The sequence below is a fragment of the Nocardiopsis sp. iso_40 genome, from assembly GCF_056173285.1.
Genome location: NZ_CM149666.1, coordinates 1,846,079 through 1,872,170, shown reverse-complemented (window position 1 = coordinate 1,872,170; position 26,092 = coordinate 1,846,079). Strand labels below are relative to the sequence as shown.

The following is a 26,092-nucleotide window of genomic DNA, read 5'->3' as shown; positions in this document are numbered from 1 at the left end:
CGGATGAAGATCCTCATCTCCGCGGACATGGAGGGCGCCACCGGCGTCACCTGGCCCGCCGACTGCGAACCCGGGACCGAACAGTGGCAGCGCTGCCGCTCCATGTTCACCAGCGACGTCAACGCCGCGATCGACGGGCTCCTGCGGGGCGGCGCCACCGAAGTCCTGGTCAACGAGGCCCACTCCACCATGCGCAACCTCCTCCTGGAGGAGCTGGACGAGCGGGCCACCATGATCACCGGGCGCCACAAGGAGCTCTCCATGGTCGAGGGCGTCCAGACCGGCGACGTCGACGGCGTCGTCTTCCTCGGATACCACTGCGGGGCCGGGGAGGACGGCGTGCTCGCACACACCTACCTGCCCAACGCCGTCACCGGGGTGTGGCTCGACGGTCAGTCAGCCAGCGAGGGCTACCTCAACGCCGCCGTTGTCGCGGAGTACGGCACCCCCGTCATCCTGGTGACCGGCGACGACCGGGCCTGCGAGGACGCGGGGTCCTACGCGCCCGACGCCCGCACCGTGGCGGTCAAGGACCACGTCAGCCGTTACGCCGCCCGCTGCCGCCCGCCCGCGCGCACCGCCGCCGACATCCGCGCGGAGGCGGAGCGGGCCGTGGCGCTCGCCGGACGCCTGGCCCCGGCCGGACCCGCCCCCAAGGCCGTGGAGATCGAGGTCGACTCCGCCCAGCTCGCCCAGGCCGCGGCCGTCGTCCCCGGCGTCACACGCACCGGAGCGCGGCGGGTACGGTACACCTCACCGGACGCCTACGAGATGATCCGAGCGTTCAAGGCGGTCTGCACCCTGATCTCCAACGCGATGGAGAAGGACTACGGCTGACCGCTGACCCCGCCCCCGCTCCACCGGCACCGAGCGCCCGTCCGGGTTCCGCCCGCGGCTGACCCCGCGACCGGGGTGTTTTCACCGGTTCCGGCCGAACGTGCGGGCGCCGCCCCGCGCGAACCGGTAGAACAATGGCGGGTACCAGCACCGAACCGCACGGGACGCCCGTGTGTCCGAAGTGACCGAAAACCCCGAACGTGCTGTACAAACCCTGCTGAGAGCGAGGCCGAGCCCGTGGGCCACACCAACACCTCCCTGCCCGACAGCGTCCGTGAGGACGCCCTGGTCGAAGCCGGCGAGGACGCCGTCCACCTCACCCGCGAGCTGATCCGGCGGGACTCCACCAACCACGGCAGAGGCGAGGGGGACGAGCGCGCCGCCGCCGAGTTCATCGCCGAGGCGCTCGGCTCCACGGGCCTGTCCCCCGTGGTTCTGGAGTCCGCCGACCGACGGGCCAACGTGGTCGTGCGTATCCCGGGCACGGACCCGGACGCCGACGCCCTCCTGGTCCACGGCCACCTGGACGTGGTGCCCGCCGACGCCCACGACTGGACCTTCCCGCCCTTCGGCGGGGAGGTGGCCGACTGCCCGGTCACCGGGGTGCCCTCACTGTGGGGACGCGGCGCCGTCGACATGAAGAACACCGTCGGCATGGTCACCGCCGTGGTCCGGTACTGGTCCGAACTGGGTCTGCGCCCCCGGCGCGACATCGTGCTGGCGTTCGTCGCCGACGAGGAGGACAGCGCCGCCTACGGGGCCGACTACCTCGTGCGCGGCCACCCCGACCTGTTCGAGGGCTGCACCGTGGCCATCGGCGAGGGCGGCGGCCACACCGTGCACGCCCGGGACTCCTCCGGCTCCCCCGTCCGCCTGTACCCGATCGGGTCGGCCGAGCGCGGCAGCGCCTGGCTGACCCTGCGCTCGCAGGGAACCGCCGGGCACGGCTCCCGGCCTCCCCGCGACAACGCGGTCGGCGCTCTGGCCGCCGCAGTGGCCCGGATCGACGGGCACCGCTGGCCGCTGCACCTGACCCCGGTCACCCGCGCCGCCATCGACTCCATCGCCCGGTCCCTGGGGATCGAACGCGCCCCCGGCGACACCGACACCAACGAGGCCGTGGACGCCCTGGTGGCCCGGTTCGGTACCGCCGCCCCGCTGGTCGGCCCCACGGTGCGCAACAGCGCCGCGCCCACGATGCTCTCCGCCGGCTACAAGGTGAACGTGGTACCGGGCGAGGCGACGGCCGGGGTGGACGGCCGTGTCCTGCCCGGCGGCCAGGACCAGTTCACCGAGACCATGGACGCGCTGACCGGCGACCACGTGGAATGGGAGTACGCGCACGGTTCGCCGCCGGTGGCCGCACCGGTGGACTCGGCCGCCTTCGAAGCGCTGCGCTCGGCGATCCTCGCCCACGACCCCGGGGGCCTGGTGGTCCCGGTGTGCCTGGGCGGCGGTACGGACGCCAAGGTGTTCTCCCGGCTGGGGATCGACTGCTACGGCTTCTCCCCCATGCGGATGCCCGCGGGCATCGACTACCCGAGCCTGCTGCACGGGGTGGACGAACGGGTGCCGCTGGAAGGGCTGCGGTTCGGGGTAAGGGTGCTGGACAGCTTCCTGCGCGGCTGAGGCCCGCGCAACCGGGGCCCCGCCGCGGCGCCGCGCACACGGTGCGTCGCGGCGGGGCGGGTGAAGGACAGGACGACAGGTATGGGGGACCAACGTGGGTGAGTCGGTGGCCGAGGCGCTTGACGGCCAAGGCGGTGCGCAGGAACCGGCCGGGGGCCGCCGACCGGGCGTCGGAGGGGACCCGAGCCCGCGGACGGTGCGGGCGCTGACCCGCCCGCCGAGGCTGCGGGAGGGCGACCGGGTGCGTCTGGTGGCCCCGTGCAGCCCGGTTCCGGCGCCGCAGCTGGACGCGGCGGCGGAGGTCCTGCGGGGCTGGGGTCTGGAGGTCGAGCTGGCCCCGCACGTGCGTGACCGCCACCCGCTCCTGCCCTACCTCGCCGGGGCCGACCGGGACCGGGCCGCGGACCTCCAGGAGGCCTGGTGCGACCCGGACGTACGCGCGGTGTTCTGCGCGCGCGGCGGCGACGGGGCGCACCGGATGCTGGACCTGCTGGACTTCGACGCGATGCGCCGGGCCGCCCCCAGGGCCCTGGTCGGGTTCAGCGACATCACCGCCCTGCACGAGGCGTTCGCGGTCGAGCTCGGCACGGCGACCGTGCACGGGCCGGTGGTGGGGACCCGCTACTTCGTGGGCGACGCGGCGGCCCAGTACGAACTGCACACCACCCTCTTCACGCCCGAACGGCGCACCGTGCTCACCTCACCGGGGGCGCACGCCCTGGTGCCGGGCCGGGCCGAGGGGGTGACCTTCGGCGGGAACCTGAGCCTGCTCAACGACGGGCTCGCCACACCGCACAGCCGGCTCTCAGCGGCGGGCGGCATCCTGGTCCTGGAGGACGTCAACGAGGACGCGGCCCGCATCGACCGGATGCTGACCCACCTGCTGCGCACCGGGTGGATGGACGGCGTGGCCGGCATCGCCCTCGGCACGTGGACCGACTGTCCCCCTGGCCCGGAGGCCGTGTCCGACCTGATGCGGGACCGTCTCGCCCCCCTCGGGGTGCCGGTACTGGCGGGCCTGGACTTCGGCCACTGCGCCGCGCAGCTCACCCTCCCGCTGGGGGTACCGGCCGCGCTGGACACCGGGGAGGGCACTCTCACGCTGGCCGTCCCCGGACTGGAGTGACGGCGGGCGGGACCGGGACCGCGGTCGCCTCACCGCAGGCTCACCCGGTGTCCCACCGGTGGGCCGGGGGGCGGGTGTGCGACCAGCGGTGCAGGTTTTCGAGGAAGACACGGCAGCGGCACACCGCCCGTTCGGCCTCGGAGCGCTCCCGGTGCTGGTCGCCTTCGCCGAGGCGTTCGGACAGCATGTGCTCCACCCGTCGCACGGCCTGCCGGTCCTCGTCGGTGGGCCGCGGGTCCGCCAACCGCCGCGCCACGTTCCTGCCCAGGTAGGTTCCGGCGACGGTCCCCTGCAGGCGGGCCAGTGCGGAGTCCAGCGTCCGAGCCGCCGACAGGAGCGCCGGGTCGCGTCGGCCCGCGAGCAGCGCGGCCACCGTGCTCTCCCCCAGGTGGCGCAGTGCGGTCTCGGGGTCGTACTCCTCCCTCCTCGAGCGGTAGGTGAAGGCCACCAGCGGGTAGCGGTGCACCATCTCCTCGACCTCGCGCACGTGTTCGGCCCAGCGCCGGCACTGCGCGCGCGTCTCGGACACTCCGTCCTCGGCCAGCGAGGCGACGAGGACGGTGACCCCGTCCCGGTCGCGGACGTCGTCGTAAACGGCGAGGGAGAACCGGTTGCGGGCGGCGACCCCGCTGACGACCTCGATGGCGTAGGTGGCCATGCCGGTGAACAGGGTGAAGCCGACGGCCGCCCCCGTCACCGAGACCAGCTGGCCGAGAGTGGAGAGCGGGGTGAGCTCCCCGTAGCCGAGCACCGTGATCGTGCCCGCCGCGAAGTAGAGGGCGTCGAGGAAGGTGAGCGGGCCGAGGTCGGCCCCGACCTGGAACTCCTCCGGCAGCATCGGCCACACGGCCAGCGCGAGGGCGAGCGCCAGCGAGGTCAGCCAGACCAGGAAGGTCGTGACCAGGATCAACGGTCCGGCGAGGCCGAGGAGGTGCTGGCCCGGGCCGGGGAGGCGCGTGCTCAGCCACGCGGTGGGGTGCCACACCGCCCGGCGGACGAGCACGGCGGCCACCCCTTCGGCGTCCGGGTGCAGCACGGTGACCGCGGCGTCGCAGGCGACCAGCACGGCCAGGATGATTCCGACGATCGAGATGACGGCCATACCCGCCCTGCTACCCGTCCCGGGCCCCGGGAAGCATGCGGACGGCAGCGGCGGGTGCCGGCGGGGTCGGAGCGAACGCCGGGCGCGGTTCGCTAGGGCAGGGTGAGCGCCACCGGACCGTCCTCGGTGACGGCGACCGTGTGCTCGCAGTGGGCGGCCCTGGTGCCGTCGTCGCTGAGGACCGTCCACCCGTCGTCGCCGTGGGCGTAGCCGTCGGAGCCGCCGCGCACGAGCTGGGGTTCGATGGCGATGACCAGACCGGGGCGGAGCTTGAACCCTCTTCCGGGGCGGCCGTCGTTGGGCACGTCGGGGGCCTCGTGCATGGTGCGGCCGATGCCGTGCCCGCAGTGGTCGGCGGTGAGCCCGTACCCGGCGGCGCGGGCCCCGGTGGCGATGGCGTGCCCGATGTCACCCACACGGTTCTCCGGGCGGGCGGCCTCCACGCCTCGGGCCAGCGCGGCCTCGGTGTCGGCGATCAGGGCGAGGTCGGCCGGGTCGGCCGCGCCCACCACGAAGCTGATAGCGGCGTCGCCGGACCAGCCGCGCAGTCGTGCGCCGCAGTCGACGCTGACCAGGTCGCCGTCGGCCAGGACCCGTTCCCCCGGGACCCCGTGCACGATCTCGTCGTTGACGCTGATGCAGGTCACGCCGGGGAAGGGCATCGGCGCCCAGGCGGGATGGTAGCCGAGGAAGAGGGGTTCGGCGCCCGCCTCGGCGATGGTCCCGGCCGCGACGCGGTCCAGCTCGGCGGTGGTCCGACCGGGTTCGGCGGCCTCGCGGGCCGCGGCGAGCGCGTGTGCGACGACGCGGCCCGCCTCACGCATGAGGGCGATCTCGGCGGGGGTCTTGATCTCGACCACTGAGGTTCCTTTCCGGAGCTGCGTTCAGCTTCCCGTTTCAATAGCTATACCGGTATTACTATACGCTCTTTGGCGGTGCGGGATACACTCGCCGCATGGTTCGTGAACCGCTGACCGAAGAGCAGATCGAACGCGGCCGTGCCCTCGGCGCGCTCCTGCGCCAGGCCCGAGCCGACCGCACGATGGTGGACGTCGCCCGCTGCTCCGGTATCTCCGTGGAGACCCTGCGCAAGATCGAGGGCGGCCGCATCCCCACCCCGGCCTTCTTCACCGTCGCGGCCGTCGCCGCCACCCTGGGCCTGTCCCTGGACACCCTCCTGGACCGGGTCGGCTCCGCGACCGAACCCGCCGCCGTCGGACCCGCCCCCCTGCACCCGCACGGCATCGCTGTCTGAGCACGGGCCGGGTGCCGGAGAACACGCCACCGCCCGGCACCCGGGAACCGCTCCGAGGACCGACACCCGGGCAACGCCTAGGTTGGGACTCACACCCGCGGCCCGGGCGTGTTCACAGCCGCCCGCCCGCGTGCGGTGGTAACCACGTGAAGGTCGCGTCAACGCCGACCACAGGGGGAACATCATGAGTGAACAGGCACCGCTGAAGCTGGACGAGGCCGAACTACGCGGACTGCTCGACGGCCGATGGGCCAACGTGCGCGAACGCGCCCGCGACGTCATCCGGGGCGAGGAGTTCGCCCCGGTCTACGGGCTGTCCGTGGAGGAGCACCGCGCCCGCACCCTCAAGCAGCTCATGGCGCTGAACGGGACCGGCATGCCCTCGTACGGCTTTCCCGAGTCGGTGGGCGGCGCGGACGACGTCGGCGCCTCGGTGGTGGCCTTCGAGATGCTCGTCGCGGACATGTCGCTCATGGTCAAGATGGGTGTGCAGTTCGGGCTGTTCGGCGGCGCCGTCAAGGCCCTGGGCACCGACGAGCACCACCAGCGGTACCTCCCGGACATCATGAGCGTGGAACTGCCCGGCTGCTTCGCGATGACCGAGACCGGCCACGGGTCGGACGTGCAGAGCCTGGGCACCACCGCCACCTACGACCCGGACACCGAGGAGTTCGTGGTCCGTACCCCCGACGAGCACGCGCGCAAGGACTACATCGGCAACGCCGCCCGCGACGGCCGCATGGCGGTGGTCTTCGCCCAACTGCGCACGCCCGACGGCGACGGCGGACTCGTCGAGCACGGCGTGCACGCGCTGATGGTGCCCATCCGGGACGGAGAGGGCAGGCCGATGCCCGGGGTGACCATCGAGGACTGCGGCCCCAAGGCCGGGCTCAACGGGGTCGACAACGGCCGCCTGTGGTTCGACGGCGTGCGGGTGCCCCGCACCGACCTGCTCAACCGGTACGGCGACGTGGCCGCGGACGGGACCTACTCCAGTCCCGTCGAGAACCCCAACCGGCGCTTCTTCACCATGCTGGGCACCCTCATCCGCGGCCGTATCAGCGTGGCCGGAGGTGCGGGCAGCGCCACCAAGGCCGCACTGGCCATCGCGGTCCGCTACGCCGACACCCGCCGCCAGTTCACCCGTCCGGCCACCGACTCCCAGCCCGAGCAGGAGGTGCGGATCCTGGACTACCTCGCCCACCAGCGCAAGCTCCTGCCCGCGCTGGCCCGCACCTACGGGCTGCACTTCGCCCAGGAGGAGCTGGTCACCCGCCTGCACGAGCTGTCCCGCTCCGAGGAGCGCGACGAGCACGCCCAGCGCGAACTGGAGTCGCGCGCCGCCGGGCTCAAGGCGGTCGCGACCTGGCACGCCACCGAGACCATCCAGACCTGCCGCGAGGCCTGCGGCGGCGCGGGCTACCTCTCGGAGAACCGGATCCCGCAGCTCAAGGCCGACTCGGACATCTTCACCACGTTCGAGGGTGACAACACCGTCCTGTTGCAGCAGCTCACCAAGGGTCTGCTCACCAACTTCAAGGACTCCTTCGGTGACCTGGACCAACTGGGCCTGGCCAAGTTCATGGCGGGCAAGGTGTTCGAGACCGTCATCGAGCGCACCGCCGCGATCCCGCTCATCGACCGGCTGATCGACGCCTCCCCCGGCAGGGGCGAGGAGGCAAACCTGTACAACCGCGGCTGGCAGCTGGAGCTGCTGGAGGACCGTGAGAAGCACATCATCGAGGGCCTGGCGGGGCGTCTTCGCCGCTCCAGGAAGGATGGCAGCGACGCCTTCGACGTGTTCAACCAGGCCCAGGACCACGTGCTCTCGGCGGGCCGCGCGCACATGGACCGAGTGGTGCTGGAGGCCTTCGTCGCGGGCATCGACCGCTGCGGCGACAAACCGACGGCCAAACTGCTCAACCGCCTGTGCGACCTGTACGTGCTGTCGGTGATCGAGGATGACCGGGCCTGGTTCCTGGAGCACGAGCGGCTCTCCACCGCCCGGGCCAAGGCGGTCACCCAGGCCGTGAACGACCTCTGTCAGGGGCTGCGCCCGTACGCGGTCCAGCTGGTCGACGCCTTCGGCCTGCGCGACGAGTGGCTAGCCGCGCCCATCGCCCTGGGGGCCGAGCGGCGGCGCCAGGGGGAGTAACCCGGCGGACACGCTCCGGGTGACCGCCCCCGGCCCGGCCGGGGCCCGCCACGGGCCCCGGCCGGGCCGGGCACGCACCCGTTCCCCCCTCTTCCCCCGGAAGCGGGGCTCCGCCTAACATGAGTGACCTTCATGTTAGGTAGGTCACCCCGTGCGCACACCCCCGGCGCCACCGCCCCCGGCCCCCCTCCCCCCGGCCCTGGCCGAACCCACCCGCAACGTCCGCGCCCTGTGGGTGGCCGGGATCAGCCTGGCCAACCTCGGTATGTGGATGGCCTTCTTCGGTCCCCTCCAGGTACTGCTCCCCGAACAGGTCGGCCGGGCCTCCCCCGCCGACAAGGAGACGGTGCTGGCCTGGGTCACCGGGATCGGCGCGGCCATGGCCATGGTCGCCACCCCGCTGGCCGGTGCGCTCTCGGACCGCACCACCGGACCGCTGGGGCGCCGCAGGCCCTGGGTCCTGGCCGGGGCGGTGCTCGGCGGTGCCGGGCTGGTGGTCCTCGGCGCCCAGGAGAGCGTCGCCGGGATCCTGCTCGGCTGGTCGTTCGTGCAGACCTCGCTGTCCTGCCTGAACGCGACCCTGCTCGCCGCCGTCCCCGACCACGTGCCGCGGAGCCAGCGCGGGGCGGTCTCGGGCTGGGTCGGCATCCCGCAGTCGGCCGGGGTGGTGGCGGCGGTCGTACTGGTCACCGTCGTCGTCACCGAGACCGCACCGGGCTACACCCTGATCGGCGTCCTCACCGTCGCCTGTGTGCTGCCCTTCGCCCTGCTCTCCCCCGACCCGCCGCTGCCCCGCGGGGCCCGGCCGCCCTGGCGCGACTTCGCCCGGGGGCTGTGGGTCTCGCCCCGCCGCCATCCGGACTTCGCCTGGGCCTTCCTCACCCGGTTCCTCATCGGTACCGGGAACGCGATGTTCATCCTGTACCTGCTGTACTTCCTGCGCGACGAGGTGGGCTACGAGGACCTCTTCCCCGGTTCCTCCGCCACGGACGGGCTGCTCACCCTGATCCTGGTGTACACGGCGGCGGTCGTGGCCACCACCGTGGTGGCGGGCGCGGTCTCGGACCGGCTCGGGAAACGGCGCGGCATGGTCTCCTTCGCCGGGGTGGTGATAGGCCTGCCCGCGTTCATGGTGGCCCTCTCCCCCACCTGGACGTCGGTGCTGGTCTGCGCGGTGGTGCTGGGTGTGGGGTTCGGTGTCTTCCTGTCCGTGGACAACGCCCTGGTCACCGAGGTGCTGCCGACCGCCGAGGGACGCGCCAAGGACCTGGGGATCGTCAACATCGCCAGTTCGGGCCCGCAGGTGATCGCCCCCGCCCTGGCCGGGCCCATCGTGGTCCACCTGGGCGGCTACCCGGTGCTGTACACGGCCTGCGGGGTGATCTCGCTGCTCGGCGCGGCGGTGGTCTGGCGGATCAGGGGCGTGGCCTGAAGCCGGATCCGTGCTCGCCCGTGTGGCCTGCGGCGTCCCGCGCCCGACCGGGGCGAACATGGCGGCATGGATGCTCGGGAGTGGTGGGACCGGCTGGTCGGCGAGCTGACCGAGGGCACGGAGGTGACCGTCTACCCGGGGGGCGCCGGTCCTCCGGTCACCTACCGGGCCACCAGCCGGGCGGAGGTCCTGCCGGGCGAGCACGCCATCCGGATCAGCTGTTTCATGGGGCGGGAACTGGAGCAGCCGATGACCCTGCACCTGGATCCGGCCACCCTGGCCGCCCGGCTGCGGGAGCTGGCCGAGGGGGCGGTGGAGGCGTTCGGTACCCGGCGGCGCGGGGGCCTGGAGGAGGCCTACGCGCTGCTCATGCTCCACCTGGAGGAGACCGTCGGGACCGCCAGGCCCGGGGAGACCCACCTGGTCCCGAGCCGGGGCGGTTTCGACTCCCTGCGCGAGCCCCCCGTGTGAAGCCCCCGGCCGCACGGCCCTGCAACCGGGGCACCCGGTCAGTCGGTGACCGGGTCCAGGGTTCCGCTGTCGGTACGGGTGTGGCCGGGGGCCTCCTCGCCGCGCTGGCGGGCCGGTTCCCACCACCACCAGTGCGTTTCGGGCACCCAGGCGGGCACCGCCTCGACGGTGGCCGGGCTGGCGTCCCCGGCCACGGCCTCCAGGGCGTCGTCGATGCGCGGGATGGCGTCCAGGTCCACCGGGCGCAGGAAGTCCCGCAGGGGGACGAACTCGTCGCCGAGGAGCTGGAGCATGGAGCGCCGCCAGCAGGCGGGGCGGTAGCCCTCGTGCCGACCGTTCTCGGCCGCGGTCTGGCTGCGCACCACGTACAGGCTGAGCCGGTCGGGGTTGTTGCCGCTCACCAGCAGTCCGGCGAGGGTCGCGTTGAAGTTCCGCCCCGCGGGGGAGCTCCGCTCGGCCCGCGTGGTCGCCCGGTAGAGGTCGAAGAGCCGCGCGAAGGCGGTGTCCATGAGGGCGTCGCGGTCCCTGCCCCGCTCGGAGCTCTCCGCGAACGCGTCCAACGCCCGTTGGGCCAGGCCGGGGATGTCCCTGCCCGAATCCGCACTCACCGACACACCGCCTTGTCCGACCCTCTCGACCGGCCCGAAGGCCTGTCGCACGAAAACTGTTGTGGAACGACCGCTGCGGTCGGGACTTTGCCCAACCTTTTCGATCATAAGCGCCCGCCGCGCGAATGCGGTAGGCGGTCCGGGGCCCGGCGCCCCCGCAGCCGCGGACGGACCGGCCCGCGCGCCCGGGGGCGGTGGTTCAGCCGACGGCTCCCAGCGCCTGGTCGAGCATCCGGGCCCACTGGCGGACGATACGGCGCCTGCGGGCCCGGTCGTCGGTGAGGAGGTTGGCCAGGCCCAGCCCCCGGGCGAGGTCGAGGGTGGCCTGAACGGCCTCGCGGGTGCCGGGGACCGACTCGTCGGCGCCCAGCAGCTCCACCACCGCCCGGTGCACCTGGCGGCCCACCTGTTCCTCCAGCGGGATGACCCTCTCGCGCAGGACCGGGTCGCTCGCGGCCCCGGCCCACAACTGGAGCGCGGCGTTGAAGCCGGTCCCGCTGAAGGCGTCCACCACCATCTGCACCACGGCCTCGGTGCGGTCGGGCCCCTCGGGGACCGCCTCGGCCCGGCGGCGCAGGTCGGCGCCGCGGTTGTCCACCATGTGCCGCAGCGCCGCCAGCAGCAGGTCCTCACGGGTCGGGAAGTGGTGTTGCGCGGCGCCCCGGGACACCCCGGCGCGCTCGGCGACCGCGCCCACCGTGGCCCCCGCCGCCCCGCGTTCGGACAGACACCCCACCGCCGCGTCCAGCAGCCGGGCCCGGGTGGCCCGGCTGCGCTCCTGCCTCGGCTCCCGGTCGGATGCCGTCTCCACTGCGCGCCTCTTCTCCGCTGTGGTCTGCCCGTGGTCAGTACGACTTGGGCAGGCCGAGGGACTGCTGTGCCACGTAGTTGAGGACCATCTCCCGGCTCACCGGGGCGATCCGGGCCAGGCGGGAGGCGGCGATCGCCGCCCCCAGTCCGTACTCGCTGGCCAGGCCGTTGCCGCCGAGGGTCTGCACAGCCTGGTCGACCGACCGTACACACGCCTCCGCGGCGGCGTACTTGGCCATGTTGGCCGCCTCGCCCGCACCCGCGTCGTCGCCGGAATCGTAGCGGAGCGCGGCGTACTGGGTCATCAGGCGGGCCTGCTCCATCTCGATCTTCACCTGGGCCAACGGGTGTGCCAGCCCCTGGTGGGTACCGATGGGCCGGTCCCGCCACACCGTGCGCTCCCTGGCGTAGGCGACCGCCTTGTCCAGGGCGTGCCGGGCGCTGCCGGTGGCCAGGGACGCGGCCATGATGCGTTCGGGGTTGAGTCCGGCGAAGAGCTGGAGGAGGCCGGCGTCGGGGTCGCCGACCAGGGCGTCGCCGGGCAGGCGGACGTCGTCCATGAACAGCTGGAACTGGTGGTCCGGGCTGACGATGTCCATCTCGATCCGGCGGGCCTCGAACCCGGGGGTGTCGGTGGGGACCGCGAACAGGGCGGCGGACAGGCGCCCGGTGTCCTCGTCCTCGACGCGGCCGACCACGAGGACGGCGTCGGCGACGTCCACCCCGGAGATGAAGGTCTTGCAGCCGTTGAGCACCCAGCCGCCGCCGTCCCGGCGGGCGGTGGTGGTGATGCGGTGGGCGTTGGAGCCGGCGTCGGGCTCGGTGATGGCGAAGGCCATGACGGACTCGCCGGTGGCCAGGCCGGGCAGCCAGCGCCGGCGCTGCTCGGGGGTGCCGAAGCGGGCCAGGACGGTGCCGCAGATGGCCGGTGAGACCACCATCATCAGGGTGGGGCACCCGGCGGCGCTGAGCTCCTCCAGGACGGCGGCCAGGTCCGCGATGCCGCCGCCACCGCCGCCGTACTCCTCGGGGATGTTGACGCCCAGGTAGCCGAGCCCGCCCGCCTCGCGCCACAGTTCGGTGAGGTAGGCGTCCTCCCTGGCCCTGGCCCTGTAGTACTCCGAGCCGTACTTGGCGGCGAGGTCCGCCGCCGCGGCCCGCAGCTCCACGCGCTCGGGGGGTTCGTTGAAGGTCATGGCACCGGTCACTGTTCGAGCCCTTCGTCGTGGGGGGCGGCCTCCGCGTGGTGGCCGTCGGAGGCGGGGGCGGGGCCGCTGTCGGGTTCGGGGTCGGGGTCGGTGTAGTCGAGTACGGCCAGGGGAGCCCCGGCGGGGACCCGCTCCCCCGCGGCGACCGGGAGTTCCCGGACGGTCCCGGCGGCGGGGGCGGTGATGCGGTGCTCCATCTTCATGGCTTCCATCCGCAGCAGGGTCTGCCCCTCCCGGACCTCCTCCCCCGCGGCGACGTCCACCGCGGTGACCGTGCCCGGCATGGGCGCGGGCAGCGCACCCGGGTCGACGGTCGCCTCGGGTTCGGGGAGCGGGTCGAGCACCCTCAGGGCGACCGGTCCGAGTGCGGACTCGACGAACACCTCCGGCCCCTCGGCCCCCTGCGGTCCCCGGCGGTCCGGCCCGGTCCGGTACACGTCGAAGGCCCGGCGCAGCCCGTCCACCTCCAGGACCGCCCGGTCGGGGGCGGCGGACAGCACCCGTACGCCCTCCTGCTCGGGCAGGTGTGCGCCGCGCACCGACCGGAAGGCGGTGGTGATCTCGCGCCCGTCGGGGGTGGTGTGGCGCCGCAGGTGGGGGGCCGAGGGCAGGTTGCGCCAGCCCGCGGGGATCCCGGCCGGGAGGGTGCCGCCGCTCCGGGAGGCCTCGAACGAGGCCAGGGAGGCGGCGAGCGCCGCCAGCCGTTCGGTGTCGCCGTCGGCGAGGGGCCGGGCCAGTTCGGTGAGGCGGTCGCCGGTCAGGAAGCCGGTGTGCAGCCCTTCGGGACGGTGGTGCGCCCGGGCGAAGTCGGGGTGGCGCAGGGCCCGTACGAGCAGGTCGCGGTTGGTGCCCACGCCGTGCAGCCGGGCTCCGGCCAGGGCCGCGGACAGGCGCCGCAGGGCGTCGCGGCGGTCACGGCCGTAGGCGATGACCTTGGCGAGCATGGGGTCGAAGTCGGTTCCGACGGTGTCGCCCGTGCGCACACCGTGGTCCAGGCGCACCCCGGGCCCGGTCAGGGGGGTGAAGCTGGCGGTGGCCGCGGGCACGTCGAAGGTGTGCAGCAGCCCGGTCCGGGGCCGCCAGTCCTCGCGCGGGTCCTCGGCGTACAGGCGGGCCTCGACGGCGTGGCCGCGCGGCGCGGGCGGGCCGTCGGCGGGCAGGGGCTCGCCCTCGGCGATGCGCAGCTGCCACTCCACCAGGTCCAGGCCGGTGACGCACTCGGTGACGGGGTGTTCGACCTGGAGGCGGGTGTTCATCTCCAGGAAGACGGGCTCGCCCAGGCCGTCGTCGGTGACGGGGACGAGGAACTCGGCGGTCCCGGCACCGGTGTAGCCGATGGCCGAGGCCAGGTCGCGGGCGGCGCGGTGCAGCCGCCGCCGGATCCGGTCCGGCAGCCCCGGCGCGGGTGCCTCCTCCAGCACCTTCTGGTGGCGGCGCTGCGCCGAGCAGTCGCGTTCTCCCAGCGCCCAGACGTTCCCGTGCCGGTCGGCGAGGACCTGGACCTCCACGTGGCGGCCGCGTTCCACGTAGGGCTCGCAGAACACGGCGGGGTCGCCGAAGGCGGAGGCGGCCTCGGCGCGGGCGGCCTCGGCCCCGGCGGCGAGCCCGGCGAGGTCGCGGACCACGCGCATGCCGCGCCCGCCGCCCCCGGACACCGCCTTGACCAGCACGGGGAGGTGTTCGGCCCGGACGTCGGCGGGGTCGAGGGCGTCGGCGACGGGCACCCCGGCGTCGCGGGCGACCTTCTTGGCGAGGGTCTTGGACCCCATCTGCTCGACCGCCTCGGCGGAGGGCCCCACCCAGGTCAGTCCGGCGTCGGTGACGGCGCGGGCGAAGGCGGCGTTCTCCGACAGGAAGCCGTATCCGGGGTGGACGGCGTCGGCGCCGGACGCCCGCGCGGCGGCCACGAGGGCGTGCGGGTCGAGGTAGGCGTCCACGGGGCCGCGCCCCTCGGGGACGGTCAGGCACAGGGCGGTGTCGGCCTCGTGCACGTGCGCGGCGTTCTCCTCGCCGGGCGCGTGCACGGCGACGGTGGCCACGCCCAGGGTCCGGCAGGTGCGGATGATCCGGCGGGCGATCTCGCCGCGGTTGGCGACCAGCAGTGTGGTGATGGGGTCGGCGGGGGCGGTGAGGGGTGTGTGGGTCATGGTCCTCCCCTTCTCACATTCGGAAGACGCCGAAGCGGTCGGTGCCGCGTACGGGTGCGTTGCTGGCGAAGGACAGGCACAGCCCGAGGACGGTGCGGGTGTCGCGGGGGTCGATGACGCCGTCGTCGTAGACCCTGCCGGACAGGAACATCGGAAGGGACTCGGCCTCGATCTGGTTCTCGACCAGTTCGCGCATGGCGGCGTCCTGGTCGTCGTCGTAGGGCTGGCCCTTCTTGGCGGCCGAGGCGCGCGAGACGATCGAGATGACCTCGGCGAGCTGTTTGGGGCCCATGACGGCGGAGCGGGCGCTGGGCCAGGAGAAGAGGAACCGGGGGTCGTAGGCGCGGCCGCACATGCCGTAGTGCCCGGCCCCGTAGGAGGCGCCGATGAGCACGGACAGGTGCGGAACGGTGCTGTTGGAGACGGCGTTGATCATCATCGAGCCGTGTTTGATGATGCCGCCCTGCTCGTACTCGGCGCCGACCATGTAGCCGGTGGTGTTGTGCAGGAAGACCAGCGGGGTGTGCGAGCGGTTGGCGAGCTGGATGAACTGGGCGGCCTTCTGCGCTTCGGCGCTGAACAGCACCCCGTGGTCGTTGGCGAGGACGCCGACGGGGTACCCGTGCAGGGTGGCCCAGCCGGTGACCAGGCCGGGCCCGTAGGAGGGCTTGAACTCGTCGAACTCCGATCCGTCCACCACGCGCGCGATGACCTCGCGCGGGTCCACCGGGACCTTGAGGTCGGGCGGCATGATCCCGAGGAGCTCCTCGGCTGGCAGGAGGGGTTCGCGGACCGCGGCGGCCGGGGGCGGCCCGGCCTTGGTGTGGTTGAGCCGGGCGACGATGCGGCGGCCGATGCGGATGGCGTCGTGCTCGTCCTCGGCGAGGTGGTCGGCGAGGCCGGAGACCTCGGCGTGCATCCGTGCGCCGCCCAGGGACTCGTCGTCGCTCTCCTCCCCTGTGGCCGCCTTGACCAGCGGCGGGCCGCCGAGGAAGACCTTGGAGCGGCCCCGGACCATCACCACGTGGTCGCTCATCCCGGGGACGTAGGCTCCGCCCGCGGTGGAGTTGCCGAAGACCAGGGCGATGGTGGGGATCCCGGCGGCCGACAGCTGGGTGAGGTGGCGGAAGGTGCCCCCGCCGGGGATGAAGATCTCCTTCTGGGTGGGCAGGTCGGCGCCGCCCGACTCCACCAGGCTGATCATCGGCATCCGGTTGCGTTCGGCGATCTCGCCGGCGCGCTGGGACTTCTTCAGCGACCAGGGGTTGCTGGACCCGCCGCGCACGGTGGGGTCGTTGGCGACGACCACGCACTCCACGCCCGAGACCACCCCCACGCCGGTGACGACGCTCGCGCCCACGTGGAAGTCGCTGCCCCAGGCGGCCAGGGGGGAGAGTTCGAGGAAGGGGCTGCCCTCGTCCAGCAGGAGCTCGATGCGCTCCCTGGCCAGCAGCCCGCCCCGGGAGCGGTGCCGTTCGACGTAGCGCTCCCCGCCCCCGGCGAGGGCCTTGGCGTGCTCGGTGTCCAGCTCGGCCAGTTTGGCGAGCATGGTGTCCCTGGCCTCGGCGTAGGCCGGGCCTCGGGTGTCGAGTCTGGAGGTCAGGACGCTCACGGTGACTCCTCGCTCTGCGGGTTCGGGGGTTCGGCCGGGTCGGAGGGGGTCTGGGGCGCGGCCGCCCGGGTCGGCGCGGGGCGCTCCGCCAGCAGGGACTCGGGGATCGGGGCGCGGCGGGCCCGCAGCCACTCGCCGAGCCCCTTGGCCTGGGGGTCCTGGCCCTCCCGGCGGGCGGTGCCGGGGGCGAGGATCCCCTCGATCCAGAAGTTGGCGGCGCGCAGGCGGGGCAGCAGGTGGCGGGTGACCTTGAGGTCGGCGGTCTCCGGGAGGATGTCGCGCAGCGCCTCGACGGTGAGGGTGTGTGCCAGCCATCGCCAGGCCTCGTCCGAGGCCGCCCACACGCCCACGTTGGCGTCGGCGCCCTTGTCGCCGCTGCGCGCGCCCAGGACCAGGCCCAGGGGGGCGAGCCGGGTGGGGCCCGCGGGCGGCGGCTCGGGCAGCGGGGGTTCGGGGACCTCCGTGAGCTCCCGGGTGTGCTCGGGGTGGGCGACGTTCTCGCGGACGCCCTCGGGAGTGATCACGGTGTGCCCTACCGCGGCCGCGGGCACGAGGGCGTGGGTGACGGCGACCCCGTCGGGGCGGGCGTCGCGCGGCGGTGAGGTGAGGTGGAATCCGGCGTAGCTGCCCAGGGCCAGCTCCACGGCGGCGGCTCCGAAGCGGCGGCCGATGGCGGCGGGGTCGTGGTCGCGGACGACCACTCTCAGCCTGGCGGTGGCCTCGTCCTGGGTGTCGCCGTGCGGGTCGCGGGCCGGGACGAACTCGAAGCCCAGCTCCGCGGGCGGGCTGTCGGCCAGGGCGGCGCGCATCTGGCGTTCGGCCAGTTCCGCCTTGGCCCGGGCGTCCAAGCCGGTGATGAGGAACTCGACGTCGTTGCGAAAGCCCGAGATCCCGGTCAGGCCGACCTTGAGGTCCGGCGGCGGTGCCTCGCCGACCGCCCCGCTGATCCGCACCCGGTCGTCGGCCTCCTGGGTGAGCCGGACGGTGTCCAGCCGGGTGGTGACGTCGGGGCCGGGGTAGCGGGCGCCCGCGACCTCGTAGACGAGCTGGGCGGTGACGGTGCCGACGGTGACCGCGCCCTGGGTCCGGGCGTGCTTGGTGATGACCGAGGAGCCGTCCGCGGCGATCTCGGCGATCGGGAAGCCCGGGTGGTCCAGGTTCCGTCCGGCGAGTTCGTGCGCCAGCGCGTAGTTGCCGCCGGTGGCCTGGGTTCCGCACTCGATGACGTGTCCGGCGACGGTCGCCCCGGCGAGGGCGTCGAGGTCGTCGCGGGTCCAGCCGAAGTGGGAGATGGCGGGGCCGACCGCGAGGGAGGCGTCGGTGACGCGGCCGGTGACGACGATGTCGGCCCCGGCGTCCAGGCAGCGGGCGATGCCGAAGGCGCCCAGGTAGGCGTTGGCGGTCAGGGGGCCGCCGAGGTTGAGCTCCTCCGCGCGGTCGAGCAGGTCGTCTCCGGTGACGCAGGCGATGCGTGGTTCGAAGCCGAGGCCGTCGGCGAGCTCGGTGAGTTTGTCGGCCAGGCCGCGGGGGTTGAGGCCGCCGGCGTTGGTGACCACGCGGACGCGGCGTTCCATGATGATCGCCAGACACTCGCGCATCTGTCGCAGGAAGGTTCTGGCGTAGCCCCGGCCGGGGTCGGCCAGCTGGTCGCGGCCGAGGATGGCCATGGTGAGTTCGGCCAGGTAGTCGCCGGTGAGGACGTCCACGGCGCCTTCGGTGAGCATCTCGTGGACGGCTCCGAGGCGGTCACCGTAGAAACCGGAGGCGTTCCCGACCCACAGGGCGGGGGCTGGTGTAGCGGTCATGGCAAAGAGAGTGACACCGGACACAGAAAAAAACAAGCACTCATGATTGTTTTTACCCCGTTGGGCACCCGTGGGCGATATGGCCGGAAGTGGCCGCGCCCAACCCGTTACGGGGCCCGTGTTCGGGAGAGCCGGGCGGTATTTTGGCGCGGGTGAGTACCTCCTCAGAAGACACTCCCCCCACCACCGTCCCCTCCGATACCGACGGCGCCCCGGAAAACCCCGGCTCCGCGGGCCCCGCCGCCTCCGCCGCCGGCGAGGCCTTCCTCGCCGGGCGGAGCGCCCAGCCCCGGAGCGGCCTGTTCGGCCCCGAGACCTTCAGCGTCACCGGGCTCCTCTTCCTGGCCACGACGCTGCTCTCCACCCAGCTGGTCAGGATCTTCAACCAGCAGACCCTGACCGGGGCCGAGGGCTCCCTCACCTACGAGGTGCAGGGTGAGCTGACCGGTGCCGGACTGTTCTCCGCGCTGGCCGTGGTCTGCGCCGCCGTGGCCCTGCTCCGTGCCGGTCCCGGCACCCGTGCCTGGGCCCGCCACCTGGCCGCGGCGACCGTACTGGTGGGCGTGGTGCTGGTGGTGCTGACCGTGTTGTCGTACGTGTTGCTCACCGGCGCCTGACCATCAGCGCCCCGTGACGGATTCGGGGCGCTTTCATGGTCTGATCAGGCGATTCTTAGGCCCCTCTTATACAGACCCCCGGGTACGTTGGCCGCGTGAGTACCGAACCGGAAGACAACGCCAGGGCCGAGAACACCGACAGACCCGCGGAGGGCGCTCCCCAACCGAAATTCGAACCGGGGGTCGCCGCGGAGGCGCCCGCCGGAACCGGGGCCCCGGGGACCGCCGAAGCCCCGGAGACCGAGGAGAACCAGTACGGGACCGCTCCCGATGCGGAGTTCGGGGCCGTTCCGGCCGAGCCCCGGGCCGGGGGCGCCTTCTCCACCGAGACCCTGAGCATCGTCAGCGTGGTACTGCTCGCCGTGACGATCCTGTCCGGGCAACTGCTGGAGATCCTCACCAGCATGCTCCTGGCAGGCGGCCAGACCGTGGACCCCGGGCAGATCAAGTACATCGAGACACAGATCTGGATGGGCGGCGGGGTGGCCCTGCTCACCGTGCTCACCTCGACCCTGGCGCTCGCCCTGCACAACTGGGGGACCCGCCCCTGGGCGAAGTGGACCGCCACCGCGACGACCATCGTGGGCTTCCTGTTCGTGATCGTCGCCGCGGCGGCCTTCCTGCTGATGCCCGAGGCCTCCCCGCAGCAGATGATGCCGCCCATCATGGACTAGTTCGGCGGCCTTCGGGCACACGCGGGAGGGGCTGGCGACCAGTGTGTCGGCCAGCCCCTCCGCATCTACGCGCCCCCGCGGCCGCGCCCCGGACCCCCGGCTCCGCCGTAGCCGGGCGGACGGCGCGGGCGACCCGCCCGGAACACGGCGGGATCAGCTGATCCGGTCGATGACCAGCGGTCGCGTCCGCCACTCGGCCGCGTCACCGATGTCGAAGGCCCCCTCCAGGGCCTGGGCGGCCCGGTCGAAGCGCTCGGGCTCGTCGGCGTGCAGGGTGAACAGCGGTTCCCCGGCCTGGACCTCCTCACCCGGTTTGGCGTGCAGGGTCACGCCCGCCCCGAAGGACACCGCGTCCTCCTTGCGGGCCCGGCCCGCGCCCAGCCGCCAGGCGGCCAGGCCCACCTGGTAGGCATCCAGCCGGGTGAGGACGCCGCTGGACGGGGACAGCACCACCCGGCGCTCGGCCGCCTCGGGCAGCGGCGCGTCCGGGTCGCCGCCCTGGGCCCGGACCAGGTCCTTCCAGGCTTCGAGGGCGCTGCCGTCGCGCAGGGCTTGGGCCGGGTCCTTGACGCCGTTCTCGCCCGGGGTCAGACCGGCCGCCGTCAGCATCTCCCGCGCCAGCGCCACGGTGAGCTCCACGACGTCGTCGGGGCCGCCCCCGGAGAGCACCTCGACGGCCTCGGCGACCTCCAGTGCGTTACCGACCTGACGGCCCAGGGGCGTGGCCATGTCAGTGAGCAGGGCGACCGTGCGCACGCCGTGGTCGTTGCCGATGTCCACCATGGTGCGGGCCAGCTCCCGGGCGGACCCGGCGTCCTTCATGAACGCGCCCGACCCCACCTTGACGTCCAGGACCAGGGCCCCGGTGCCCTCCGCGAGCTTCTTGCTCATGATGGACGCGGAGATGAGCGGGATCGACTCCACGGTGCCGGTGACGTCGCGCAGTGCGTAGAGCTTGCGGTCGGCCGGAGCCAGCCCGGTGCCCGCCGCGCAGATCACACCGCCGGTCTCGGTGATGACCCGCCGCATCTCCTCGGTGGACAGCGACGCGCGCCAGCCGGGGATCGACTCCAGCTTGTCCAGGGTCCCGCCGGTGTGGCCGAGCCCGCGCCCGGACAGCTGCGGTACCGCGGCCCCGCAGGCGGCGACGGTGGGCGTGAGCGGCAGCGTGATCTTGTCGCCCACCCCGCCCGTGGAGTGCTTGTCGGTGGTGGGCCGGGCCAGGTCGGAGAAGTCGAGCCGGTCCCCCGACGACAGCATCGCCTCGGTCCAGCGGCCCACCTCCGCCCGGCCCATGCCGCGCAGGAAGATCGCCATCGCCAGCGCCGACATCTGCTCCTCGGCCACCTCACCACGGGTGTAGGCGCCGATCACCCAGTCGATCTGCTCCGGGGTGAGCTCTCCCCCGTCGCGTTTGGCTCGGATGACCTCGATGACGTCCATGTCGTGTTCCTCTCCGTGGCTGGAAAAAACGACTCCCCGGCCGCCGTGGGTCGGCGGCCGGGGAGGCACCCGATCGTGCTTCGCCCCTCAGGCGAGGTTGTGCGGCCCGAAGGCCTGCGGCAGCACCCGCTCCATGGGAAGGATCCCCTCGGGCGTGTCCACCAGCAGGTCCGGCCCGCCGTGTTCGTACAGCAGTTGGCGGCAGCGGCCGCACGGCATCAGGGTCTCGCCCCGGCCGTCCACGCAGCTGAACGCGACCAGGCGCCCGCCGCCGGAGGCGTGCAGCGCGCTGACCAGACCGCACTCGGCGCACAGGCCCACCCCGTAGGAGGCGTTCTCCACGTTGCAGCCGCTCACGGTCCGGCCGTCGGAGACCAGGGCCGCCGCGCCCACCGGGTACTTCGAGTAGGGCGCGTACGCGCGGCCCATGGCCTCCCGGGCGGCCTCCCGCAGGGCCGCCCAGTCCACGCCGGTGTGTTCGGTCATGAGCGTCCCGCCCTCCACTGCTGGCCGATCCCGGCGGGCGGCCTCAGGCTCTGCGAGGCCAGTGAGAGCACCAGCAGGGTGGCGATGTGCGGGCTGTAGGTGGCCAGCTCGCGCGGCAGCGAGTCGGTGCCGAAGTACCAGAACAGCAGCAGCGAGGCCACTCCGACGGCCAGGGCCGCCATCGCCGTGGCGCGTTTCCTGGTCTTCCACATCGCCGCGGACGCCGCCGCGATACCCAGCAGGGTCAGTACGACGTACGCGGTGGTCAGGGCCGCGCCGGCGAGGAGGAAGGAACTCGTCCAGTAGGCCAGCGCACCGGCCGCCAGCAGCCCGACCGCGACCACGGCCAGCGGGGGTGTCTGCGCGTCCCGGCTGCTCCACAGGGCCAGGAGCAGGCCGGCCAGCAGCAGGAGCGCCGCCGCCGGGTAGAGCAGTCCGGAGTGGGCGGCCAGCGGGCCGGCCGCGGTGAACGCGTAGAGCAGCGCACCGAGCACGGTCGCCGCGGAACCGATCCGGCCGAGCAGGGCCGCGCGCGAACGCCACAGCGTCCAGGCCAGCAGTGCCGCCACGAACAGCAGGAGCAGCGCGTGGATGGCCTCGCCGCCGCCGCGCAGCTGGAGGGCGTCGGTGTAGCCGAACAGTCCGGCTCCCATCGCCAGGCCGCCGGGACGCCAGTTACCGAAGATCATCGCGGCCAGACCGATGTAGCCGCGGCCGCCGGTCTGCCCCTCCTGGTAGATGTTCGAGGCCACCATGGCCAGGAACGCGCCGCCCATACCGGCCAGACCGCCGGAGACGACGACCGCCGCGTACTTGAGGCGGTACACCGCCACGCCGAGCGACTCGGCGGCGTCGGGGTTCTCACCGACCGAGCGCAGGCGCAGGCCGAAGGTCGTCCGCCACAGCACCAGGTAGGTCAGCGGGATCATCAGGAGGGCGACGAGGGTGAGCGCCGACATGCGGGTGGTCAGACCGATCACCAGCGAGGCCAGGTCGCTGACCAGGAAGGTTCCGGCGGCCTCCACCGGCCGCAGCAGCTCCGGCAGGACCGGCAGGTTCAGTGTCGGGAACTCGGGTGTGGTCGGCGACTGGGCGGCACCCGCGCCGGGCACGTCCGAGTACACCAGGATCGACAGGTAGCGCATCGCGCCGAGCATGAGGATGTTGATCGCCACACCGGACACGATGTGGTCCACCGCGAAGGTCACCGTGGCGACCGCGTGCAGCAGGCCGCCGGCCATCCCGGCGAGGACGCCCGCGAGCAGGCCCATCCACGGGTTGTCGGTGCTCCAGGCGAAGTAGGCACCGAACCAGGTGCCCAGGATCATCATGCCTTCCAGGCCGATGTTGATGATGCCCGCGCGCTCGGCCCACAGTCCGCCGAGGGCGGCCAGTCCGATGGGTACCGCGAAGGTCAGGGTGGTGCGGATGGTGCCCGAGTCGGTGAGCATGTCCTGGCCGGTGATGACGCGCAGCCCGGCCAGGGAGACGAGCACCGCGGCGAACAGGGTCAGGACACGCCACCGCGCCCACCCCCTGGGCCGCCACGGCGACTCCGCCGCTTCCTTCACGTTCAGTTCCTGGCTCACTGTGCCTCCCCGCTGGACTCGACGGCCCTGCCGAGCTGCTTGCCGATCTGCTGCTGCTGGTAGCGGCGGCCCCAGCGGTGCACGACCTCGTAGACCACGACGACCGTGAGGACGATGGTGGCCTGCGCGATGACCGCGATCTCCTGCGGGATCCCGTCGAAGGGCAGGATCCCCGCCGCCTGGTCGAGGAAGGCCCACAGCAGTGCCGCGAAGACGATGCCCACCGGGTGGTTCCGGCCCAGCAGGGCGATCGCGATACCGATGAAGCCGATACCCGCCGGGAAGTCCAGCGCGTAGTAGTGCGAGTGCCCCAGGAGCTGGGGCAGGCCCACGAGCCCCGCGACCATGCCGGAGAAGAGCATGGACAGGAAGACCATCCTCTTGACGTTCACACCGCTGGCCTCGGCCGCGGTCTGCGACTGGCCGGTGGCCCGCAGCTCGAACCCGAAGCGGGTGCGGTTGAGCATCATCCAGTAGAGGAAGCCGACCGCGACGGCGAGCAGGACCAGGCCGTAGATCTCCCGGTCGGAGCCGAGGAAGCCCGCGGGGATGCCGGGCACCCACGCCGACTCGGGCATGGGCGGCGTGCCGATGTTGTTGGTGCTGATCTCCACCGCGAGGCGGTCGGTGCTCAGCAGGTAGGCGGTGATGCCGGTGGCGATCGCGTTGAGCATGATCGTGGAGATCACCTCGGACACGCCCCGCGCCACCTTGAGGTATCCGGCGATCCCGGCCCACACGCCGCCGACCGTGATGGCGGTGGCGATGATGACGACCTGGCTGATCACCGGCGGCAGCACGAGGTAGCCGCCCACGGCAGCGGCCAGCAGCGCCGCGAGCCGGTACTGGCCGTCCACACCGATGTTGAACAGCTTCATCTTGAAGCCGATCGCCACGGCCACGGCGGCCAGGTAGTAGGTGATGCTGCTGTTGATGATCTGTACCAGGCTGTCGGGCCGGGTACCGAACTCGGCCATCCGCCCGAAGGTCTGGAACGGTGCGATTCCGCTGAGGAGCAGCACGGCGGCGGTGACGCCGACCGCGAGCACACCGGCGGCCAGGACCGCGGCGAAGGACAGCGCCATCATCGCCGCCAGGCGGTGGAACAGCACGAACGCCAGAGCCGAGCCGACGAGCGCGCCGAGCGCGGCCGCGACGGGTTCGATCAGCTGCAGGTCCAGGGTCCAGGCGCAGACCAGACCGCCCGCGACCGCCAGGATCAGCGACATCGGGACGACCAGGACGTTGTGCAGGGGCGTGCCCTCCTCCCTGGTCCCGTCGGCGCCGATCCGGCTCTCGTCCGGGGTGAACGGCGCCAGCGCCGCCACCAGCCCGAAGGCGAGCGTGACGCCGATGATGAGCGCGGCCCACCACAGCAGGAACAGGTCCAGGGCGAAGGTCGCCGCGACACCCAGGAGTACGGCCAGGCCGAACACGATCGGTGCCGCGATGGTGCGGCGTCCGGGGTTACTCATTCGCCGCCCTCGCTCTCGTTTCCGTTGGTGCCCTCAGCACCGCTGCCACCTTCTGTGTGCGCGTCATCGCCGCCCAGCCCGGCGCCGGTCATGGCGGAACCGAGCTGTTCGGGGGTGACGCTGTTCGGGTCGGCCTCCGTGACCAGGCGGCCGCGCAGGATGACGTGGAGTGTGTCGGACATGCCGATGAGCTCGTCGAGGTCGGCGGAGACCAGCAGGACGGCCAGCCCGGCCGCGCGCGCCTCGCGCAGCTGCTCCCAGATGGCCGACTGGGCGCCCACGTCCACGCCTCGGGTGGGGTGGGCGGCGACCAGGAAGTGCGGTTGCGCGCTCATCTCCCGGCCGATGATGAACTTCTGCTGGTTGCCCCCGGACAGCGCGTCGGCGATGACGTCGATGTTGGGGGTGCGCACGTCGTACTCGGTGACGATGCGCTCGGAGTCGGCGCGCGCCCCGGCCCGGTTGATCCAGGGGCCGCGGACACTGGGCTCCCGGGTCTGGTGTCCCAGGATCCGGTTCTCCCACAGCGGGGAGTCCAGCAGCATGCCGTGCCGGTGCCGGTCCTCGGGGATGTAGCCGACCCCGGCCTCGCGGATGCGCAGCGTGGGCCAGTCGGTGATGTCCTGGCCCTCCAGGGCGATGCTGCCGGAGGCGGCCCGGCGCATGCCCATGATCGCCTCGATCAGCTCGGACTGGCCGTTGCCCTCGACCCCGGCGATACCGACGATCTCGCCCCTGCGGATGTCGAGGGTGACGTCGTCGACGACGGGCCGGCCCTCCGGCGAGCGCACGGTCACCCCGTTCAGGGACAGGATGACGTGGTCGGTGACGGTGGACTCGCGCAGCTCCGGTACGGGCAGTTCGCCGCCGACCATGAGGGTGGCCAGCTCCCGCGCGGTGGTGGTGCGCGGGTCGGCGGTGGCCACCGTGGTGCCGCGGCGGATCACGGTGATCTCGTCGGCGACGGACAGGACCTCGTCGAGCTTGTGCGAGATGAAGATGACCGTGAGGCCCTCGCGCTTGAGCTCGCGCAGGTTGTCGAAGAGCTCGTCGACCTCCTGCGGGACCAGGACGGCGGTGGGCTCGTCCAGGATGATCGTCTCGGCGCCGCGGTAGAGCACCTTGAGGATCTCCACGCGCTGGCGGTCCCCGACACCCAGTTCCTCCATGAGGCGGTCCGGGTCGACGCCGAGCCCGTACTGGGCGGACAGCTCCTGGATGCGGGCCCTGGCCCTGCGGCCGATGCCGTGCCTGCGCTCCGCGCCCAGGACCACGTTCTCCAGCACGGTGAGGTTGTCGGCGAGCATGAAGTGCTGGTGCACCATGCCGATGCCGTGTCTGATGGCGTCGGAGGGCGAGTGGAAGCGCACCTCCTCGCCGCGGATACGGATATGGCCCTCGTCCGGCCGGTGCATGCCGTACAGGGTCTTCATCAGCGTGGACTTGCCCGCGCCGTTCTCGCCGACGATGGCGTGCACGGTACCGGGAGCCACGGTGATGTCGATGTCGTGGTTGGCCACGACGCCGGGAAAACGTTTGGTGATCCCGCGCAGCTCAACGGCGAAGGGCCCCGAGGCCTCTTCGCCCGATGGCGTGCTGCTCATCTTTCTC

The 26,092-nt window shown here is 72.9% G+C and carries 22 protein-coding genes; 9 read left to right on the top strand and 13 right to left on the bottom strand.

Annotated elements, in window-relative coordinates:
- The first annotated feature begins 3 nt into the window (after positions 1–3).
- The 3 genes from AC0VYD_RS08295 to AC0VYD_RS08285 all read left to right on the top strand — a co-directional run bounded on the left by AC0VYD_RS08295 (position 4) and on the right by AC0VYD_RS08285 (position 3,592).
- A complete protein-coding gene (locus tag AC0VYD_RS08295; protein WP_475479330.1) occupies positions 4–837 on the top strand; it encodes a M55 family metallopeptidase in 834 nt (277 codons plus the stop codon).
- A gap of 237 nt (positions 838–1,074) precedes the next feature.
- Positions 1,075–2,466, top strand: a complete 1,392-nt coding sequence (locus AC0VYD_RS08290; protein WP_475479329.1) for a M20/M25/M40 family metallo-hydrolase — start codon at positions 1,075–1,077, stop codon at positions 2,464–2,466.
- 196 nt (positions 2,467–2,662) lie between these two features.
- A complete protein-coding gene (locus AC0VYD_RS08285; RefSeq protein WP_475480220.1) occupies positions 2,663–3,592 on the top strand; it encodes a S66 peptidase family protein in 930 nt (309 codons plus the stop codon).
- 40 nt (positions 3,593–3,632) lie between these two features.
- On the opposite strand, the gene AC0VYD_RS08280 is transcribed toward AC0VYD_RS08285, so the two are convergent.
- Positions 3,633–4,694: a potassium channel family protein gene (locus AC0VYD_RS08280; protein WP_475479328.1), complete on the bottom strand. Its 1,062-nt coding sequence runs from the start codon at positions 4,692–4,694 to the stop codon at positions 3,633–3,635.
- Between the two features lie 92 nt (positions 4,695–4,786).
- Positions 4,787–5,554 carry a type I methionyl aminopeptidase gene (gene map, locus AC0VYD_RS08275; RefSeq protein ID WP_475479327.1) on the bottom strand — a complete coding sequence of 256 codons (768 nt, stop codon included), beginning with the start codon at positions 5,552–5,554 and terminating at the stop codon, positions 4,787–4,789.
- Positions 5,555–5,649: 95 nt separating this feature from the next.
- Between map and AC0VYD_RS08270 the strand changes: the two genes are divergently transcribed.
- From AC0VYD_RS08270 to AC0VYD_RS08255, 4 genes are all read left to right on the top strand, one after another.
- Positions 5,650–5,949: a helix-turn-helix domain-containing protein gene (locus tag AC0VYD_RS08270; RefSeq protein ID WP_475479326.1), complete on the top strand. Its 300-nt coding sequence runs from the start codon at positions 5,650–5,652 to the stop codon at positions 5,947–5,949.
- A 184-nt stretch (positions 5,950–6,133) separates the two neighbouring features.
- The gene (locus tag AC0VYD_RS08265) at positions 6,134–8,104 is read left to right on the top strand and encodes an acyl-CoA dehydrogenase family protein (RefSeq protein WP_475479325.1); all 1,971 of its coding nucleotides are present in this window, start codon (positions 6,134–6,136) and stop codon (positions 8,102–8,104) included.
- Positions 8,105–8,255: 151 nt separating this feature from the next.
- On the top strand, positions 8,256–9,536 hold the full coding sequence (locus AC0VYD_RS08260) for an MFS transporter (protein ID WP_475479324.1): 1,281 nt from the start codon (positions 8,256–8,258) through the stop codon (positions 9,534–9,536).
- 66 nt (positions 9,537–9,602) lie between these two features.
- Positions 9,603–10,007: a hypothetical protein gene (locus AC0VYD_RS08255; RefSeq protein ID WP_475479323.1), complete on the top strand. Its 405-nt coding sequence runs from the start codon at positions 9,603–9,605 to the stop codon at positions 10,005–10,007.
- Positions 10,008–10,045: 38 nt separating this feature from the next.
- On the opposite strand, the gene AC0VYD_RS08250 is transcribed toward AC0VYD_RS08255, so the two are convergent.
- From AC0VYD_RS08250 to AC0VYD_RS08225, 6 genes are all read right to left on the bottom strand, one after another.
- Positions 10,046–10,621, bottom strand: a complete 576-nt coding sequence (locus AC0VYD_RS08250) for a hypothetical protein (RefSeq protein ID WP_475479322.1) — start codon at positions 10,619–10,621, stop codon at positions 10,046–10,048.
- A 193-nt stretch (positions 10,622–10,814) separates the two neighbouring features.
- Entirely contained in the window at positions 10,815–11,426 is a 612-nt protein-coding gene (locus AC0VYD_RS08245) for a TetR/AcrR family transcriptional regulator (protein WP_475479321.1), read from the bottom strand.
- 34 nt (positions 11,427–11,460) lie between these two features.
- On the bottom strand, positions 11,461–12,621 hold the full coding sequence (locus AC0VYD_RS08240) for an acyl-CoA dehydrogenase family protein (RefSeq protein ID WP_475479320.1): 1,161 nt from the start codon (positions 12,619–12,621) through the stop codon (positions 11,461–11,463).
- Between the two features lie 8 nt (positions 12,622–12,629).
- A complete protein-coding gene (locus AC0VYD_RS08235) occupies positions 12,630–14,780 on the bottom strand; it encodes an ATP-binding protein (protein ID WP_475479319.1) in 2,151 nt (716 codons plus the stop codon).
- A 13-nt stretch (positions 14,781–14,793) separates the two neighbouring features.
- Positions 14,794–16,392 carry an acyl-CoA carboxylase subunit beta gene (locus tag AC0VYD_RS08230; protein WP_475479318.1) on the bottom strand — a complete coding sequence of 533 codons (1,599 nt, stop codon included), beginning with the start codon at positions 16,390–16,392 and terminating at the stop codon, positions 14,794–14,796.
- A complete protein-coding gene (locus tag AC0VYD_RS08225) occupies positions 16,389–18,197 on the bottom strand; it encodes an acyclic terpene utilization AtuA family protein (protein ID WP_475479317.1) in 1,809 nt (602 codons plus the stop codon). The genes AC0VYD_RS08230 and AC0VYD_RS08225 overlap by 4 nt, the downstream gene beginning before the upstream one ends.
- Positions 18,198–18,349: 152 nt before the next feature.
- Here AC0VYD_RS08225 and AC0VYD_RS08220 point away from each other — a divergent pair, with 152 nt between their 5' ends.
- Together AC0VYD_RS08220 and AC0VYD_RS08215 are read left to right on the top strand one after the other, a co-directional pair.
- On the top strand, positions 18,350–18,814 hold the full coding sequence (locus AC0VYD_RS08220) for a hypothetical protein (RefSeq protein ID WP_475479316.1): 465 nt from the start codon (positions 18,350–18,352) through the stop codon (positions 18,812–18,814).
- Between the two features lie 95 nt (positions 18,815–18,909).
- Positions 18,910–19,488: a hypothetical protein gene (locus AC0VYD_RS08215; protein WP_475479315.1), complete on the top strand. Its 579-nt coding sequence runs from the start codon at positions 18,910–18,912 to the stop codon at positions 19,486–19,488.
- 153 nt (positions 19,489–19,641) lie between these two features.
- Here the strand turns inward: AC0VYD_RS08215 and AC0VYD_RS08210 are convergent, their stop codons facing one another.
- The 5 genes from AC0VYD_RS08210 to AC0VYD_RS08190 form a co-directional block, all read right to left on the bottom strand.
- Entirely contained in the window at positions 19,642–20,931 is a 1,290-nt protein-coding gene (locus AC0VYD_RS08210; protein WP_475479314.1) for a thymidine phosphorylase, read from the bottom strand.
- A gap of 87 nt (positions 20,932–21,018) precedes the next feature.
- On the bottom strand, positions 21,019–21,417 hold the full coding sequence (locus AC0VYD_RS08205) for a cytidine deaminase (RefSeq protein ID WP_475479313.1): 399 nt from the start codon (positions 21,415–21,417) through the stop codon (positions 21,019–21,021).
- Positions 21,414–23,006, bottom strand: a complete 1,593-nt coding sequence (locus AC0VYD_RS08200) for an ABC transporter permease (protein ID WP_475479312.1) — start codon at positions 23,004–23,006, stop codon at positions 21,414–21,416. Before AC0VYD_RS08200 ends, AC0VYD_RS08205 begins: the two co-directional genes overlap by 4 nt.
- A complete protein-coding gene (locus AC0VYD_RS08195; protein WP_475479311.1) occupies positions 23,003–24,481 on the bottom strand; it encodes an ABC transporter permease in 1,479 nt (492 codons plus the stop codon). Before AC0VYD_RS08195 ends, AC0VYD_RS08200 begins: the two co-directional genes overlap by 4 nt.
- Complete coding sequence (locus tag AC0VYD_RS08190; protein WP_475479310.1) at positions 24,478–26,085, bottom strand: ABC transporter ATP-binding protein; 1,608 nt, start codon at positions 26,083–26,085, stop codon at positions 24,478–24,480. Before AC0VYD_RS08190 ends, AC0VYD_RS08195 begins: the two co-directional genes overlap by 4 nt.
- Positions 26,086–26,092: the final 7 nt, after the last annotated feature.